General features: G+C 35.5%; 17 protein-coding genes. 13 read left to right on the top strand and 4 right to left on the bottom strand.

Annotation, left to right across the window (positions count from 1 at the left end):
- Window positions 1-336 precede the first annotated feature (336 nt).
- From ACLBWE_RS11830 to ACLBWE_RS11805, 6 genes are all read left to right on the top strand, one after another.
- Window positions 337-648 (top strand): YcgJ family protein, encoded by a 312-nt coding sequence (locus tag ACLBWE_RS11830; protein ID WP_004643179.1) that lies wholly within the window; start codon window positions 337-339, stop codon window positions 646-648.
- 461 nt (window positions 649-1,109) lie between these two features.
- Window positions 1,110-1,883 (top strand): DUF4882 family protein, encoded by a 774-nt coding sequence (locus ACLBWE_RS11825; RefSeq protein ID WP_447603030.1) that lies wholly within the window; start codon window positions 1,110-1,112, stop codon window positions 1,881-1,883.
- A 361-nt stretch (window positions 1,884-2,244) separates the two neighbouring features.
- Entirely contained in the window at window positions 2,245-2,748 is a 504-nt protein-coding gene (locus tag ACLBWE_RS11820; RefSeq protein WP_447603028.1) for a low molecular weight protein-tyrosine-phosphatase, read from the top strand.
- A 19-nt stretch (window positions 2,749-2,767) separates the two neighbouring features.
- Window positions 2,768-3,802, top strand: a complete 1,035-nt coding sequence (murB, locus tag ACLBWE_RS11815) for a UDP-N-acetylmuramate dehydrogenase (RefSeq protein WP_447603026.1) — start codon at window positions 2,768-2,770, stop codon at window positions 3,800-3,802.
- A gap of 4 nt (window positions 3,803-3,806) precedes the next feature.
- The gene (locus ACLBWE_RS11810; RefSeq protein WP_198495578.1) at window positions 3,807-4,928 is read left to right on the top strand and encodes a YdcF family protein; all 1,122 of its coding nucleotides are present in this window, start codon (window positions 3,807-3,809) and stop codon (window positions 4,926-4,928) included.
- Window positions 4,928-5,956, top strand: coding sequence for an alpha/beta hydrolase (locus ACLBWE_RS11805; RefSeq protein ID WP_447603023.1), 1,029 nt, complete (start codon window positions 4,928-4,930; stop codon window positions 5,954-5,956). Before ACLBWE_RS11810 ends, ACLBWE_RS11805 begins: the two co-directional genes overlap by 1 nt.
- Window positions 5,957-6,012: 56 nt before the next feature.
- Here ACLBWE_RS11805 and ACLBWE_RS11800 read toward each other — a convergent pair whose 3' ends face one another.
- The 3 genes from ACLBWE_RS11800 to ACLBWE_RS11790 all read right to left on the bottom strand — a co-directional run bounded on the left by ACLBWE_RS11800 (window position 6,013) and on the right by ACLBWE_RS11790 (window position 9,517).
- Window positions 6,013-6,516 carry a hypothetical protein gene (locus ACLBWE_RS11800; RefSeq protein WP_005039888.1) on the bottom strand — a complete coding sequence of 168 codons (504 nt, stop codon included), beginning with the start codon at window positions 6,514-6,516 and terminating at the stop codon, window positions 6,013-6,015.
- A gap of 61 nt (window positions 6,517-6,577) precedes the next feature.
- Complete coding sequence (locus ACLBWE_RS11795) at window positions 6,578-7,633, bottom strand: linear amide C-N hydrolase (protein ID WP_447603021.1); 1,056 nt, start codon at window positions 7,631-7,633, stop codon at window positions 6,578-6,580.
- 210 nt (window positions 7,634-7,843) lie between these two features.
- The gene (locus ACLBWE_RS11790) at window positions 7,844-9,517 is read right to left on the bottom strand and encodes an FMN-binding glutamate synthase family protein (protein WP_447603019.1); all 1,674 of its coding nucleotides are present in this window, start codon (window positions 9,515-9,517) and stop codon (window positions 7,844-7,846) included.
- Between the two features lie 463 nt (window positions 9,518-9,980).
- On the opposite strand from ACLBWE_RS11790, the gene ACLBWE_RS11785 reads away from it, so the two are divergent.
- From ACLBWE_RS11785 to ACLBWE_RS11760, 6 genes are all read left to right on the top strand, one after another.
- On the top strand, window positions 9,981-10,412 hold the full coding sequence (locus ACLBWE_RS11785; protein ID WP_348947894.1) for a hypothetical protein: 432 nt from the start codon (window positions 9,981-9,983) through the stop codon (window positions 10,410-10,412).
- A 535-nt stretch (window positions 10,413-10,947) separates the two neighbouring features.
- On the top strand, window positions 10,948-11,478 hold the full coding sequence (locus ACLBWE_RS11780; RefSeq protein ID WP_348947892.1) for a Csu type fimbrial protein: 531 nt from the start codon (window positions 10,948-10,950) through the stop codon (window positions 11,476-11,478).
- A gap of 73 nt (window positions 11,479-11,551) precedes the next feature.
- On the top strand, window positions 11,552-12,259 hold the full coding sequence (locus ACLBWE_RS11775) for a fimbrial biogenesis chaperone (RefSeq protein WP_348947890.1): 708 nt from the start codon (window positions 11,552-11,554) through the stop codon (window positions 12,257-12,259).
- A 40-nt stretch (window positions 12,260-12,299) separates the two neighbouring features.
- Window positions 12,300-14,708 carry a fimbria/pilus outer membrane usher protein gene (locus ACLBWE_RS11770; protein ID WP_348948317.1) on the top strand — a complete coding sequence of 803 codons (2,409 nt, stop codon included), beginning with the start codon at window positions 12,300-12,302 and terminating at the stop codon, window positions 14,706-14,708.
- On the top strand, window positions 14,699-15,727 hold the full coding sequence (locus tag ACLBWE_RS11765; protein ID WP_447603015.1) for a Csu type fimbrial protein: 1,029 nt from the start codon (window positions 14,699-14,701) through the stop codon (window positions 15,725-15,727). The genes ACLBWE_RS11770 and ACLBWE_RS11765 overlap by 10 nt, the downstream gene beginning before the upstream one ends.
- A gap of 647 nt (window positions 15,728-16,374) precedes the next feature.
- Window positions 16,375-16,605, top strand: a complete 231-nt coding sequence (locus ACLBWE_RS11760) for a hypothetical protein (protein WP_005046549.1) — start codon at window positions 16,375-16,377, stop codon at window positions 16,603-16,605.
- Between the two features lie 277 nt (window positions 16,606-16,882).
- Here ACLBWE_RS11760 and ACLBWE_RS11755 read toward each other — a convergent pair whose 3' ends face one another.
- On the bottom strand, window positions 16,883-17,059 hold the full coding sequence (locus ACLBWE_RS11755; RefSeq protein WP_003652272.1) for a hypothetical protein: 177 nt from the start codon (window positions 17,057-17,059) through the stop codon (window positions 16,883-16,885).
- Between the two features lie 327 nt (window positions 17,060-17,386).
- On the opposite strand from ACLBWE_RS11755, the gene ACLBWE_RS11750 reads away from it, so the two are divergent.
- Window positions 17,387-17,596, top strand: coding sequence for a hypothetical protein (locus ACLBWE_RS11750; RefSeq protein WP_348947885.1), 210 nt, complete (start codon window positions 17,387-17,389; stop codon window positions 17,594-17,596).
- Window positions 17,597-17,822: the final 226 nt, after the last annotated feature.

Genomic DNA, 17,822 nt, shown 5'->3' with positions numbered 1-17,822 from the left:
CCTTATTTTTGAACATTATTGTAGAAGGGTTCTTTAGGATTCAATCTTTAAGTAACTTAGCATAAGACACTTTAAAATAAAGTAGTTCTGAAGTGATTATGTTGAGTGTTGTATGAGATAAGCACTACTTTCATATGGTAGGAAGAGGAAGGTAGGCGGAGATCACGCAAGGTATTTAAACGTTTATTGAAAGGTGGGCTTTTTGTTATTTATACTTTCGGTAGATTTTCCTGAAGGCTACTAATTCATATAATGCCCTAACAATTTATAATTTTATTCGGTTCAAAAGTGAAAATTTCTAAAACTGTACTTAGTCTTATTGGATGCTCTTGTTTAATGCTTAGCTCAGCAGCAATGGCGAAAACCAGCTCTAGCGTCTATTCACCTAAAAATGGTGTAATTTGTGACAAATATATCTGCGCTGATAAGAAGGGCGTATCTAAAAAACTTACAGCCAAATACTTAGGAACTAACAAAGCGAACAGAGCATTCTCTCAAGGTGATTTTGATACTTCAGCATTCACACTCTCAAATGGTGTGTTCTGTGATACTAAGACAAAACTATGTCATGTTGATCGATACTTTGAAAATGGACATCGTAGTAAAGTTGATAGAAAAATGACGGATAAACTTTTTAAAAATAAATGATTTTTATCCAAGTTTTACTTAAAAGCCCATAATATTGGGCTTTTTTTGTAAGTAATATCAGATAAATAGATTACTAATTAAAAAACTATCTAAACCTTCAAAAAAATTAGGTTTTTGCTTAGGTTTTCTTAATATATCAATGAAACTAGTTTTTACAAGTAGGATTACTGCTATTTAAAAACTTTATGAACCTATAATTATAGCGACTTTAGCATTCGCATTAATTACCGCAGTTGTAGTGATGATACTTAGCCCTATAGATCCTTAATCTCATAGACGAAAAACGATTGTAGAAGTGATTAAAGAAGTTAAAAAAGCCAGAGATAATATTCAAAATAGTTAACCTCCGTTAGGCCATATTATTAACTAGATCACATATATTTTTGTCATCTGTCGGATTTAATTAAATTATTTAGATACCTGTTTATACTGAGTGTTCAAAATAAAAACAGGGTAACGACGTGAAAAAGATAATTTTAGCAACAATAATGGGCTTCAGTGGAATCAGTAGTGTATTTGCTGAGTGTACATATAGCTTTGACGCAACATTAACTCAATTACAATCTTTAGGTAATACTTCTGCACAGAAGTTCCCAACTATTACAGGAAATAAGTTTTCCTATAAGACATCTCAGCAAAGTCCCATTTACATGGCTTACAGTCAAGATTACCTTTCACGGTTTTTAGCGGCCAATGATTCATCTGCAATGCTATATACTAGAGGGGATAAAGTAATACCAACTTCTGGGATTATAGCGTTTGAATATAAAATTAAAGTTCCTACATTGGGTAATACAGGATATGTAAATATTTTCCCAGCTCTAGCAGCTGGTATTATGCAGAATGGTAAGGCTGTGAATTTTATTGTTGCGTACCAACATGGGCCTACGGTTAATAACTTTTATATTAAAACTACATCAAATGATAACACGTTAGTTTCTGATCTCTTTAACTTAGCTCCGGAAGTTACTTCCGATGGCTACCAAAAAATTGGTATTTATATCAATCAGAACTCTAATCAAGTTGGTTTAGTTTTTAATGGGGTTAACAAAGGGTATTTTGCAACCTTTCCTTCTAAACTCGATAACCTGTATTTTTCATTAACTTCTAATTTTTATGATTTAGCAGCAACTGATACGAACAAAGATGTCTCTATCGAGTTCCTACTTGATAAATCGAAAATTACACAAAGTTATCCAACTGGTACCAAAGATATTTGTGGAGTAGCTTTGTAAAAAGTCCATCAAATTAAAAGACTCCTCGCCAGCCACTTTCGAGTGGCCTTTTTATGTCTAAACAAAAAATGAAATGAACAGAAAAAAATAATATAAAAAAGTTATTCCTTTGTGTAAAAGCCCTCTGATGAGGGCTTTATTATTTTCTTGAAAATTAGAAGATCAGATCGTTTGTCGACTGATTTATCAACTTTTAATCTATTGATAAACATTATTTTCCTTTTCAAGCCATGTGAGTTTTGACAAAATGCAACACGTCACAATGGTCAATTCAATTCTGACAATAATTTATAGTTTTGTTAGGATTTTGCATGCACCATATTTATTTCTATGTAATTCAAATATTTGGAAGTAATTTCTAATGGAAACACAATATAAGGTGTTATGTGTCTGTTTAGGAAATATTTGCCGTTCTCCCACGGCTGAAGTGGTTTTTAGACATTATTGTGATGCACATCAACTCAATGTAATTGTCGATTCTGCTGGAACGAGTAATTATCATCCAAACAAAGCACCAGATCAGCGAAGTCAGCTACACGCTAAAAAAAGAGGTTATGACTTATCTTCTTTACGTGCAAGACAGCTTTCAACTCAAGACTTTTTAGAATTTGACTTGATTTTGGCAATGGATCATCAAAACTTTGATGATATTCATGACATGCTACAAAGTGCGGTTTCTCAGTTTGGTACACATCAAATTCGTGCAAAAGTAGCTTTAATGAGCGAGCATGATCCTGAATATCCACAACAAGCCTTGCCTGACCCTTATTATGGCGGAGCTGAGGGCTTTGAACGTGTACTCAATCAATGCGAGTCCAGTAGTTTGGCGTGGATAAATATTTTAAAAAAACAATTGAATGTTTAAGAATAGGTTTTTCAATACGATGCAAATTCAAAATCAGGTACAGCTTAAGCCATTCAATACTTTGAGTTTAGATGCAATAGTGTCTCACTACACCAAAGTCCAAACTATTCAGGATATTGAGGACGCTTTGGGTTTTGCTGAGCAGCATAATTTAAATGTACTTGTACTATCGGGCGGTAGCAATATGCTACTGCCGCAACAGATCAATGCGTTGGTTATTCATCTAGATATTCAAGGTATCGAAGTTTTATCGAACGATGATGATTTTGTTCGAGTTAATGTCGGTGCAGGCCAAGTCTGGCATGATTTCGTTTTATACAGTACTCAGCAAAATTGGTTTGGCTTGCAAAATCTCGCACTTATTCCAGGCTTAGTCGGTGCTTCACCAGTACAAAATATTGGTGCTTATGGGGTAGAAGTAGGTGAGTTTATTGAGTCGGTACAAGTATATGACCGTAAATTAAAAGAAACTCAGACAATTTTAGAAGCAGACTGCCATTTCGCCTATCGCCATAGTATTTTTAAAGATGATCCGAACCGTTATATCATTACGCATGTGACTTTTAAATTGCTTAAGCATCCCCATTTAAAGCTTAACTATGGTGATTTGAAGCAAGCAGTTGGAGATAATCAGACTGCCGAGAACTTACAAAATCAAGTCATTCATATTCGTCAAAGTAAGTTACCTGATCCAAAAGAATATCCAAATGTCGGAAGTTTCTTTAAAAATCCGATAGTTAATCCTCAAGAATTTGAGCGGTTAGTCACACAATTCTCAACAATTCCACATTATCCTCAAGCCAGTGGAAACGTTAAAATTGCAGCAGGATGGTTAATTGATCAGGTGGGTTGGAAAGGTAAACAACTTGATATGGTGGGTATGTTTCATAAACAAGCATTGGTTTTGGTCAATTATGCCAATGCATCTCTTACTGATGTAAAGAAAACTTATCAGGCTGTACAACATGATGTTGATCAGCGTTTCCATATTATGTTAGAACCAGAGCCTGTGCTTTATAACAGTTTAGGTTTAATTGAAAATCATACGGAATAGTTTTATGCCACAAGTACACTTAATGGTACGTTTAGTACAAGTAGTCACCGCACTATTTTTACTATTGGGCTGTTTCGTGGTTTTTTTATATTCGCCGTTTTATTCAAAATTAATTGTAGCTGGACTTAATTATTTTGTACCGGTTGATGTTAATCAAGTCGCTGCTGAAAGCCAGAGACAGGCTGCATTAAGTGAGCATGACAATTTAGAACCAGGCTCAAATCTATGGATTGCTCGTCAAGCATATTTAAAGCTGACTGAAAAAGCTTTACGTGAAAAAAAGACAACAGATCTGACCTATCTTCAAGAAAACTATAAGGCTTTACAGCAAATTATTCTCTTAGAAGAAAAGGAGCAAGATTCAGAGGCAGCCGCTTCCGTAACGGTTCCTTTAGTGGTTAGAAACTCAGAAATTGATGCTGCCGATGAAGCAAGTGGCCCTATTGATGAAGCTCTCTTTATTAATAGTTCGGAAAATAAAGCACTTACAGAGCAATATACTGAGTTTTTAGCAAGAAAACCTGTGGTACCAGAGCATCAAAAAGCTGTTAGTGAACCTGAACAGAAAATCGAATATGTGCGTAAAAATCCATTACCAGTGCAACCTAAAAAGTTATCAGAACCTTATGCAATTGTTGTGTTGGGTGGAGGATTAACTTTAGATAAAAATGGTAAGGATATTGTTGTTAATGGCTATACGCGTTTACGATTAGAAAAAACTTTAGAAGTTGAAAAACAAAATCATCTCCCGATTGTGCTTAGCGGTGTAGAAGCACCCTATATGCAAGCTTGGTTAAAAGAGCGCGGTGTTGATGCAAAGCTATTAGAAAAGCGTAGTATGAATACCTGTGAAAATACACGTTTTAGCTCTTTATTGCTTCAGAAAAAGGGTGGAGCACCGACGGTCATGCTGGTTACAGATGAATACCATATGCCGCGTACACGCCGACTATTTGCTTTAAATGGCATAGAAACAATTCCTGTGGTAGCTCAAATGCCGACAACGCTTACCCGTTGGCAGCCTAGTCAACAAAATTATGACCATAGTCGTCGTGCAAATTATGAATTACTTGCGACAATTCGCGACATGTTGTTTGGCTCAAGTGATTGTCGAGAGGTACCTTAATGTCAGATATCCCATTTCTCAATCCTGCCGTATTAAAACAATTAGATTTGCCGGTTCCCAACCGTGATCTTACGCCACAGGTTTTAAGCCCACTCAATTTAAATACACTAGAGGAATCATCGCGAGATTTGCTGGCCTACCGCAAATTGTATGGTTTGCATTTACTTGAATGTGATCATTGGCAGGGTTATGTTCAAATGCCTTTATTTCGCTTACATGTGCAGGTTTTCAAACCTAAAATAGAAAAAATACAAGGTACCGTCTGTTTGCTACATGGCTATCTTGAGCATAGCGGTATTTATCAGCCCATCATTCGTGAAATTCTTGAACAAGGCTTTAGTGTTATTACCTACGACTTACCTGGTCATGGCCTCAGTAATGGTTCACCGGCAAGCATTCAAAATTTTGACCACTACCAACAAGTTTTGATGGCTGTTTATCAATATGTGAAACATGCAGATCAGTTGCCTAAACCTTGGGTTGGAATTGGGCAAAGCACTGGTGGGGCAATTTGGATGCATCATTTATTAGAATATGCTGAAAAACGTCAAGATCCGATTGTAGATAGAGTCTTATTACTTTCTCCTTTGATTCGTCCTGCAAAAACAGCATGGTGGCATAACCCAGTCGGGTTAGGCATTATTCGCCGTATTAAGCGCCAAGTACCAAGACACTTTAGACGTAATAATCATAATCCTGAATTCTTACGCTTTATTCGCTTAAAAGATCCGTTGCAACCTCGGATGATGGGGATGGACTGGATTTTGGCAATGTCAAAATGGATGCAAGAAATGGAAGAACGACCCGCTTGCCGTATCCCTGTCTGGCTTGCACAAGGTGCTCTTGATCAGACGGTTGATTGGCGTTACAACATTGAATTTATTCGTCGTAAATTTAGGCTTCAAACGCTACTAATGCTCGAAGAAGGTTCACATCAATTAATTAATGAACGTGCAGATATACGTGCGGCTTTAACAGGATTGATTCCAGCCTTTTTACATGCGAAACCAAAACATTTTTATTATTAAAAAATAATGCATCTATCCAATAATTCTGGATAGATGCATGACTTAATCTATCTGCTTTATTTTGAATTTTGATAAAGCTGCATAAAGTTCTTATAAACTGAAGATTGTTTTTGTGGACTATACATATTGCGTTCAATCGTTCCTTTATCCGTTTTTATCAAAACGTTTACATTTTGAGCATTTTTAAACTCTTGCAAGAATTGGCTTGGAATAATAAAGAAAGTTGTTGAATGTTTAGGTACTAATCGACTTACATTCGTTTTTTCAGTCGCTTGAGCGGGCTGATAAGTAAATCGTTTGCCATCAATATCAAATATTAACTCATTAATATCATAAAAGTTATAACTACTACTTAAATGAACATCTACACGCAGCTGATCTTTTTGATTCTCGTTCCATTTAACGAGCAAGCTAGGACATAATTCAGTTGGTAAACAGTTGAGCTGACCAGCTGTCTTTACTACTGTAGGAGCTGTTGCTTTATCTGTACCAAATTGTGTGGTGCTGCAAGCCGTTGTAAGTAGACAAGAACCCAATAAGAGTAGAGATTTTTTCATCATATAAATTCCAAGATAGTATGTTTAATATTATTTATGTTAAGGCCAATAATTTTGACATAAATTAACGTGTAGTTGGGCTTAAAAATACAAATGGTTTTGCAATTTTAAACGAAGAAGTAGCATCACCTGCATAGATATGGCTTTGATCGGGCCCTAAATCAAGTCTACGCGTTTTACCATCTTTAAAATTAATCTTTTTTAAGTCAACCCAAAACACATTTGGTGATAGGGCAGATTCGAAAAAATAGAGCAGCTGTTTATGATCGGCCACAGTTCGCCAGCGAGTCGAAGAGATATTAGGTTCTTCTTGAGTATTTAGTCCATAGGGAACAGACGCATTTCGAATTACACTAAATACAGAGGCTTGAGCCTGTTTACTATCATCATTTTTAGGAATTGCATTAATGTAAAAAGATGCACGGGCAAAGCGATCAGATGCTCGGTTTGTACCAGGAAGCATGATCGTTCCACCAATTTGTTTCCAATATTCGGCAAGTGCGAGTTGCTTATCGAAAGTAGGTGAGTTAGTCATGACTTGATAGCTGCGACTATGGTGAATAATCTGCTTTCCGTCAATATATTCAATAATTGCACTATCACCTGTTTTGTCAGAAATAGATAAATGCAGGGTGGTAAGCCTTGATTCACCTGGAACATTGTCGGTAACAATGTTGTAAGGTTCTTTTTCTAAGGCTTTGACAGCCTCATCTACAGTTGCAAAATTATCGAGTACATATTGTGCCCAAGCAGCAATGCTTAGTAATGGTTTATTAGATTTTTTTATATCCGGATATTGAGATTCTACTAACCATAAAATATTGGCAACCAATCCAGCTTCATTCATGCCATCTGTTGTGGAAACCTCATAACCTGTAGCAATCACACTTCCATATTTAGATGTCCATTTTATTGAATTGGAGCCTGCACTACCATCACGGGTAACCCCGCTTGGCATAATCCACAAATTTGTACCCGTATCAACTTTCCAGTCCATCGAACGAGCAGTAATAATGTGCTGGTTATTGCCTAAATATACAGCGCGTGTACAAGCAACAGCATAGCTACTTAAGCCTACCGCCAGTGCAACAAACGAAGAGATGAATGTTTTTTTCAACATGATGAGATACCTTCTTGTTATAAGCATTAAAAAGTTTTTATTAAATAAAATTAAAATATGTACGTTATTTATACTTTTATATTAGGTGAAAAATCGATTAAATACAAATTAAAAGGAGAGTGGAATTTAATCAAAAATCACATATTATTTTTAAATATGGAAGAGCATCACACTATGAATGTAATGCTCAAATTATAGGCTTAATATAAATCAAAAATGATTGGCATCAGCCATATTCCACATTCGATAATAAAAATTATCATCGTCGTTATTAAGTTCAGATTGTAAAAGTTCACCTTCTTTTAAGAAAAAATGCAATTGAGCATAGTTCTTAATTTCACGATCGTTTACTCGCTGAGCCAAATGATGGGCTTTAATATCTGAAGGGTGACGTAAACCAGCCGCAGCAATCATTTCTGACAAAGCATGCAAGGTATTTTTATGAAAATTAAATACCCGTTCTGATTTGGTCGGTACATCAATTGCTTTTTGACGGTCTTTATCTTGGGTTGCAACACCTACAGGGCACTGGTTAGTGTGACAGCTTTGTGCCTGAATACATCCAACAGCAAACATGAAACCACGTGCTGAGTTAACCCAATCTGCACCTAGTGCAAAAGTACTGGCAATATCGAATGCACTAATAATTTTACCACTCGCACCAATCTTAACTTGATCTCTTAGGCCTGCACCGACAAGTGTGTTATGGACAAAGCGCAAGCCTTCACGTAATGGCGTACCAATATTATCGCTAAACTCAATTGGTGCTGCACCTGTACCGCCTTCAGAACCATCAACCACAATAAAGTCAGGAACAATTTTTGTTTCAAGCATTGCTTTAACAATACTCATAAATTGCCAAGGTTGACCAATACACAGTTTAAAACCAACTGGTTTACCTCCAGATAATGTGCGCAACTTCTGTAAGAAATGCATCATTTCAATTGGGGTAGAAAAACTAGAATGCTTTGCAGGAGAAATACAGTCATGATCGCGAGAAACGCCGCGGATTTCGGCAATTTCTGCGGTAATTTTATGTTTAGGTAAAATACCGCCGTGGCCTGGTTTAGCACCTTGGGAAAGCTTCAGTTCAATCATTTTGATTTGTGGTAATTGAGATTGTTTGGCAAACTTTTGCTCGTCAAATTTTCCGTCTAGGGTACGGCACCCAAAATAACCACTGGCAATTTGCCAAACAATATCTCCGCCATTTTCTAGATGATAAGGGCTTAAACTACCTTCGCCAGTATCATGATAAAACCCACCTAACTGCGCACCTTTATTTAATGCGCGGATTGCATTTGCACTTAAACTACCAAAGCTCATGGCAGAGATGTTCATTATGGACGCGCTATAAGGTTGAAGGCATTGAGCATTACCAACCTGAATACGGAAACTCTTTGGATCTGCTGGTGGGCAAGGACTTATTGAGTGGACAATAAAGCGATAGTTTTCTTGATAAACGTCAATGATTGAACCAAAAGGTTTATCTGCATTTTCATTTTTAGCGCGTTGATAAACTAGACTTCTTTGCATACGAGAAAAGGGCAGAGCATCTTGATCCGCTTCAATAAAGTATTGACGAATTTCTGGGCGTATATCTTCAAACAAAAAACGGAAATGCCCCATAATTGGGTAGTTTCTTAAAATTGAATGTTTATTCTGCAAAACATCATAAAGGCCTAATAAGCTTAGTGCACCTGTGAGAACCCATAAACCGTTAAGTAGCGTATCTGAAAGAAAATAATAGATACTATGAGGGGTATATACGGTGCGAAACCATGTAATGCTGAGTGCAGTAAAAATACATAAGAACCAGAGAGAATGGCGTGAAAAGAATGTATTGAGAAATTTATGTCGAATGATTTGTGCTGGACTCGCCATATTGGAACAAATTCCTAATGTTTTACTGGCACATACCTTGCCAAGAAGCAAGTAAAACTACAAGTATGAAATTGTTAGTTTTAGGGGGCAAGAAAGAGTACATTCAAAGGTTCACTTGATTTGGAAATATATTTTTAAATAGAAAGTATTTTGACTATAAATAATATTTAATCTGGAGATTTTAGCATTAAGATAAATTATAAAATTAATGGATTTTATAAATATTTAGTTGTACTGAAAAATATATTTTGTTAAATTTTTTTTAAAACCTGTATATAAACTAAATGTAAATTTAGATTTATTTAAAAATGGAAAAATTGTTTGAATGCTATTTGTACATTTTTGGTTTAATTAAGACTGTGCTATTTAATTATTCTTTGCTAATATAAATAAATTGAAATAATATTTTTTAATAGACATTACTACAACTATATAAGATTCTAAAAATTATTTAAGGACTGAAATGAATTGGAAATTATTAATATACTCTATTCTTCTAACAGGAGTCTTTTTCTTAACTTTAATGTTCTATTTAGGTTTTGATTTAGAGACTTTTAAAAAAGTCGCTCTAATACAAAGTTTGTTAGTGGCTGCGGCTATCATATTTGACTCTATGGAACGAAAGAATAATCCTATTTTTCCGGGGTGTATCGTTTATCCCTTACTTGGCATTGTATTTGTTTTGGGGTTTACGCCTATTCTAGATTTTTTTGCTGAAAGACCAAAAGGATTTCATAGTTGGGATATTAGGAATATGTTTGTGATCAACTCTAGCATTGCAGACTATCAATTTAGGGAACTGGCTTGGTATGGCAAAGCCTATATACAGTTAGGTTTTGCTATGGTTGGTGGATTTCTTGGCTTATTTTTTCATCTAATTTTTAGAAATAGTTAAGCTAACGCTAACTTCTTTTGGTAGGTGAAAAGTGGTTTTAATTACTGAAAATTCTTAAAAAATCCTAGAACTGTTATAAGTTACTTAGATTTCTTATTCATAAAATATCATTTTCTTATCCATTTAAAATATATAGAATAATCAGTAGCTTACTTTTTGTTCTTGTTTTTTTTGACCAATGGTTAAAAAATTATAAAAGACTAAAAGTTATGGTAAATTTTAACTAATGAAAAGCTATCATTTTTTTAGTAAAACTAATAAAAGCTGAATAGAATTATCGAAAATTGATATAAAAAGTGTGATAAACCATAAAAATTTTTCTAATTGAGAAATTCATCAAAAGTTGAATTATTAATTGATATTTAGAATGAAATTTATGTTAGTGTTTTTGTTGTTTTTTTGTATTATGCGCGATCAGTAGAGTAAAAAAATAACGCTTTGAAAAAACAATCAGAAAAGCTAGTGATTGTGATGGGGAAGGCTAGTTTTTACATCTATTAATTTTATTGGCGTAATGTAAAAAAGGTTTTTTACCATGAAAAAGTCTCTCATTTGTTTACCAGCAATTGCTATGGGTTTAATGTCTATCAATGCCGCAAATGCTGCAACAGCAACAGGCACCTTGACTGTTAAAGCAACAATTACAAATAGCTGTGTATTGAATACTTCAGCTACAGGTACAACAGCTAACGCAGTTTTAGATTTTGGTACTTTAAGTTCTCTTGCTAGCAACGTCGATGCAGACACTACAACGACAGGTGGTACTGCCATCAAAGTTTTATGTAACAACACTGTGCCATGGACTTTGGCTTTTGATGCCGGCAAAAATGCTCAAACTACCCAACGTCGTATGATTGGTGGCGCAACAAGCAACGAATTTATTCCTTACAACCTCTTCTCTGACACTAACCGTGCAACAGCCATTGGTATTTCAACTACTGCATATAGTGGTACTGGTACTGGTGCGCCACAAGCAATTAACGTCTATGGTCGTATCCCTGCTGGCTCAACTTTGCCAAGTGCAGGTAGCTATGTTGACACTGTAACTGTAACAGTGACTTATTAAGTTTTATTGTGTCATTGCTAGCTCTTGATTGAGAGAGCTAGCCTAATTTGAGAAAAGTAGTTCTGGGCAAATCATGAGAAAAAATATCTTTGTTATTACAAGTTTATTGTTATTTTTGCCTAGTATGCTGAACGCTGCATCAATTCGTCTTTCGCCTGTAAGTATTGAAATATTAAATGATCAATCGGCGTCCTCAATCAGTTTATATAACCAGTCAAATGAAAGTACTGATTTGCAGGTACGTGTATTTGAATGGCGCCAAAATGCTGGGCAAGATCAGTTAATACCTACAGATGAGATCGCGGTTAGCCCCCCGTTTTTAAAATTACAACCTAATGATTCTTATAACTTACGTGTAGTTAGAATTAATCCAGCACCCGTTTCTGGTGAGCAAACATACCGTATTATTATTGATGAACTACCAAAACCGATTGATAACCGTAAAGCGGATCAAGGGATTAACGTACTACTACGTTCGTCATTACCTCTATTTGTCGTAAATAAAGATGCAATTACTAAACTTACTTGGTCAATTCAACAAGAGCAAAATAATTCTTCTCTTATGATTAGCAATGTTGGCAATCGACATGCACTTTTAAATAATTTAACGCTTGTTGATGTGACAGCAAATAAAAGCTATGCCATTAAAGTAAATACTGTGAATGGTTATATTCTTGCTGGCAAAGCAAGAAATTTTAATATTAGCCCTGATTTTAAATTTCAAACGGATCATAAATATAATATTTCATTGAATATTAACGGTAAGCAAACATCTCTTTAAAGAGGCACACATGAAATATCTCGTAAGTGCCTTATGTGTTATGTACTTGCCGATTCATGCTTTTGCTGAATCATTGCAAGATAACACCAATATTGCTTTACCAAGTATTCCGGAAGTTACAAGCTCTTCTCATCAGGTATTCAGTTCTGATAAGGCGTACACACAGCTTTTCTTAAAAATTTCTATTAACTCGAATATTTCAACAGATTTAATCTCGGTACACCAAGATCAAGATAGAAAGCTGTATATTCGTGCTCGTGACTTAAAAGTTTTAAGGGTAAAAATGGATGAACACATTCCAGATAGCCAATGGGTGTGTATTAATGAACTAAAAGGAATTCAGTTTAAATATTTAGAGAATGAGCAAGCTTTAAACTTACAAGTTCCGTCGAACATGTTGACGGATTATTCAGTTGACTTAAATGGCCAGCAGATTACCAGTCCTCATTTACTAAAAATGAAGCCCTTAAACGCAGCCATTTTGAACTATAGCCTGTATCACACCGTGACCAATGACGAGAATGTTTTCTCCGGTTCGGCAGAAGGGATTTTTAACAGTGCAATTGGTAACTTTTCATCAGGCGTTTTATATAACGGTAGTAATGAAAATAGTTATAGCCATGAAAAATGGGTGCGTCTAGAAAGTAAGTGGCAGTATGTAGACCCTGAAAAGATCAGGATATATACCTTAGGGGACTTTATTTCCAATAGTTCTGATTGGGGGAATAGTGTACGTCTTGCTGGTTTTCAGTGGTCGAGTGCTTACACCCAACGTGGTGATATTGTCACTTCGGCATTACCGCAATTTTCCGGTTCTGCTGCACTGCCTTCGACATTAGATTTATATGTCAACCAACAAAAGATTTATTCAGGGCTTGTGCCTTCAGGTCCGTTTGATATTAAGCAGCTACCGTTTATTTCGGGTAATGAAGTCACGCTTGTGACCACCGATGCAACGGGTCAGCAGAGCATTACTAAACAGGCTTATTATTTTTCATCTAAAATTTTAGCAAAAGGCATTAATGAATTTTCAGTAGATGTCGGGGTTCCTCGTTATAACTATGGGTTGTATTCAAACGATTATGATGATGCCACCTTTGCTTCGGGTGCGATTCGATATGGTTATAGTAACTCACTGACTTTAAGCGGTGGTGCAGAGGCTTCAACAGATGGGCTATCAAATCTGGGCACTGGTTTTGCCAAGAACCTGTTTGGTTTTGGGGTAATTAATGCTGACATTGCAGCGAGCCAGTATAAAGATGAAAACGGTTATTCTGCCTTGGTTGGTTTAGAAGGGCGTATTAGTAAGAATATTTCATTTAATACCAGTTACCGCAAAGTATTTGATAACTATTTTGATCTTGCTCGTGTGTCCCAAGTTCGATATTTAAAAGATAATCAAACCGATGCTGAACCCAAAAATTATTTGAGCTACAGCGCACTGGCAGATGAGATTTTTAGGGCAGGAATTAACTATAATTTTTATGAGGGGTATGGAGCTTATCTGGGTTATAACCAGATCAAATTTAGCGACAATTCTTATAAGTTAGTGTCTGCCAATTTAAGCGGAAGTCTAAACAAGAACTGGGGATTTTATAGCTCAGCGTATAAAGATTATGAAAATCACAAAGACTATGGCATTTACTTTGCGTTGCGTTATACACCATCTACCAGAGTCAATGCGATTACAAGTATTTCTAATGAAAGTGGTAAAACAACGTATAGACAAGAAATAAATGGATTTAGTGACCCACAAATCGGTGCATTTGGATGGGGAGGCTATGTTGAGCATGATCAGGATGCCAATCAAAACAATGCATCTATCTATGCATCTTACCGTGCCCGTGCTGCTTATCTGACAGGTCGATATAATCGAATTGGAGAGAACGATCAGGTTGCACTTTCAGCGACAGGATCGTTGGTTGCGGCAGCTGGGCGGATTTTTGCAGCTAATGAAATTGGAGACGGCTACGCGGTCGTGACCAATGCTGGACCACAAAGCCAAATTCTAAATGGTGGAGTCAATTTAGGAGCGACTGATCGAACTGGTCGATTCTTAATTTCAAATTTAAGACCTTATCAGCTTCATCATATCTATCTCGACCCATCATATTTACCTTTAGAATGGGATGTCACATCAACTAACCAAACAGCATTTGTAGGTTATCGCCAAGGTGGCCTTATTGATTTTGGCGCTCATCAGGTCATTTCAGGGTTAGTAAAACTTGTTGATTCGAATAACTCAGCGTTATTGCCGGGTTATACGGTTCGAATTAATGGGCAACAAGATGGGGTGGTTGGCTACGATGGTGAAGTATTTATTCCAAACCTATTAAAACAAAACAAACTTGAAGTAGATCTTCTGGATCATGGTTCATGCCAAGTTAATTTTGCGTATGAAAATAAGCAATACAGTGCTAAAAAGTTGGGGCCTTATGTATGTCGATAACTACTGTGAGTCATAGTTTTTGGATGAAGAGTAAAAAGTTTTCATTGGCCATAAAGTATATTTTAGCAATTGTTCTGTCTTTTATATTATATGCATTTTTTAGCTCTGCACATGCTGCTTGTACGGTAACTGGAACGACTAATAGTACGTATACCTATACGGCTGCCACAATTAATAGCGATGCAAACATCAACTTTTCTGGCACGATTAGCTGTCTTGGTGGGCGTACTACTCCTGAAATTTCAGCTTATATGTGTATGAAAACCGTATTTACGGGAACCACAAACACCAATAACAGTGTTTCATTACCTTATACAGTCACTGCAACTGTGGCGGGCGCAGGTTCTTCTACCACAAATCAAACTTCAAATGTTTGGTATGGACCAGTTAGAACGGTCGCTTCAAATAATATTATTAGTTACTCTGTAAATGTAAAAGTACCAGCCCGTACTGGTTCGCTCATTGCATATCCTAAAGGCACATATACTGGTACGGTTCAGCTTTTTTGGGACATGCAGGCAAGCTCTAGTACTGTCTGTGAAGGTAATAGCGGAGGCGGTTGGGATTCAGGTAATGCCACTATAACAGCTAATTATGTTGTACCTAGCTTGTGTCAATTAGATTCAACATCAAATGTCGATTTTGGCAATATTAATGATATTGGTTCGACTAGTCGTGATTACACTGCGCAAGGTGCGGTGAATACGACTTGTAACAATGGAACGCCATACAGTGTTTACTTGGGGGATGGGAATAACCGTATTGCTGGAGGTTTTAGACGTATGACAAATGGTAGTAGTCAATATATTCCCTATCAGCTATATCAGAACTCGACTTATAGTACGGTATGGGATACTACAGGTGGTTTAACCGCGGTTGGAGGTTCTGGAGGTGTTTCCAAGACGGGATCAGGGAGTGCTCAAAGCACAAATGTGTATGGAAAAATTCCACAAGGTACTACTATTTCAACGACTCCCGGTAATTACTCAGATACGATAGTTGTTACAGTAACTTATTGATTAAATTTATGAATTTAATGCTAAATATGTTTTTGTGTTGGTAATGTGAATATCCGTGAGTTTGATATTCGATATTTAAGCTAAGCTTAATTTGAAAATTTAGTTCTAAATAGTGATCTCTATAAATCTGATTTTTTAATTGTTCTGATTTAAAGAAAGTAGAAAAATTTTTAAAGAAAAGATAGTTGAAAAAAGACGGTTAACGGTAATGTTGTTTTAGGATAAGTAAAAACAGAAAAAGACAAATTAAAAAAATAAGAAAAAACATCTGATGAATAAATACCTTATGAATATTAAATGTATTTTTACACAAGTTAACACATTGTACAAATTAAATTACAGTTCTCTTAGCTTTATTTAATCTTTCTTATCAATAAAAAAAGCTTTCAGAGGCAAAGCTAGTTATTAATAAATTAGTTATTTGCATTGAAAAACAAAGTATTAGGATTGTAGGGGGAGTTCTTAGATAACTTGTGATATGACTTTGATTAACTAAAGACCCTTTTCGGAGGTTCTTTAATATTTGATTTCAATTTGCCGAGCATATTTGGGTACTGGGTACAAAGAGTCCCGCTAAATATCGATAATTGGCTGGGACTTTTACTTTATGTGTTAAGCTGTTCTTTATAATTATATGGATTAGTACAATGTTCATTTGCATTGGTGGTGATTTAGACGGTGAAGTTATAAATAACCGTGAAGGTACGTACTTAGAAGCCAGTGAAATAGATTCAAGTAAACAATCAACATACAACCGCCAGAGCTATATTATTGGTGAAAATACATATCGATTTTGGCTATGTGCGGAGTTGACTTATGCTGAGACAACAAAAATAGCGAATGATTACTTGGCGCAAAAACATCCATACCTTTCATAATTCAGATATTAAAAAATAAGCCCGCCAATTTTGCTGGGCTTAATCTATCTAAGATGAGTCGGCTAAATACGGGTTAAGTGAAAAAACAATTAAAAAAGCCCCTCATATCTGAGAGACTAGTCATATCAATTTTCTGGAATGAATGGCTGTAATTTCTTAAATAACTAAACAAATCAAATTGATAAAAGTAGTTAATAGTATAATAAATCAGTGCACTAATTTATTCTTTATAGTAACAGAGCCTCATAACAACTTCCAAGGCACTGTTAATAAGAAATTATTTGTTATTAGGATCAGGTTGTTCATTATTCTCAGGCAGATCTTTTACGGTGCCAGGAACTTGTGAAGGCTGAGTTTCAGTAGGTGGTGTTGCTGCAGAATGCTTATTCACTTTAGCTTTGATGATATTGGCATGGTTAGTTGTATTTTGAGAAAAACTTTTAAAACCCGACATTTTTATCTTCTTATCTTCACTAGGGAGAGTTCATAGTACGCTTTAAAAGCCTTTACATTGCGGTAGTTTTAAGACTTATGTGTGTTGATTTGTCCCAGAAAAGATCTTTATCTCGACGACTTATTTCATGAATAAAATCAATTATATATAACCTGTTGAGTCTTATCCTTTAAATTTTTAAATTACGTTATCCAACTTTCAAGTAGGGGTACATAAAGCACACATATCTAAATTTTTAAAAATTAATTCAATCTCGTTTCCTACAAAATATTGATAGTATAAAAATAGTGTTGAGCATAATATGTATGATTAAATTGGAGCATATTAATGCTAAAAGACATTACAATTATTGATTTCCAAGGCAAAGAAAAAAGAGCGCAGGCAAACTATACAGAAGTAAATACTAATAAAATCAATCATTCATCTAGAGTTCAGAGACCCAAGGTTGAATATATTTTGTTAAAAGGTGAATGTATTTACCCTACTTTAAATTTTGTTTTCAACAGTTCCGATGGCAACAGCTATTATATAGAGTAAACATGACCCACTTCGGTGGGTTTTTTAATAGTTGATTTTAATTTGCCGAACGTCTTATGGCACAAGAGCCCACACTGAATATCGATTATTGGCGGGGCTTTTATTTTTAAGTATTCCTTTAAGATTATCTGTTTGGCTTAAACTACTTCCACTGAGAATCTTAAAGTCAAATTTGAAGAAAATATTTTATATGTATTTAATTTTATAGCTATGAATTAAATACTAG

This window comes from Acinetobacter sp. M5A5_2a (genome assembly GCF_053345265.1).
This window is presented reverse-complemented; position numbering and strand designations above follow the sequence as displayed.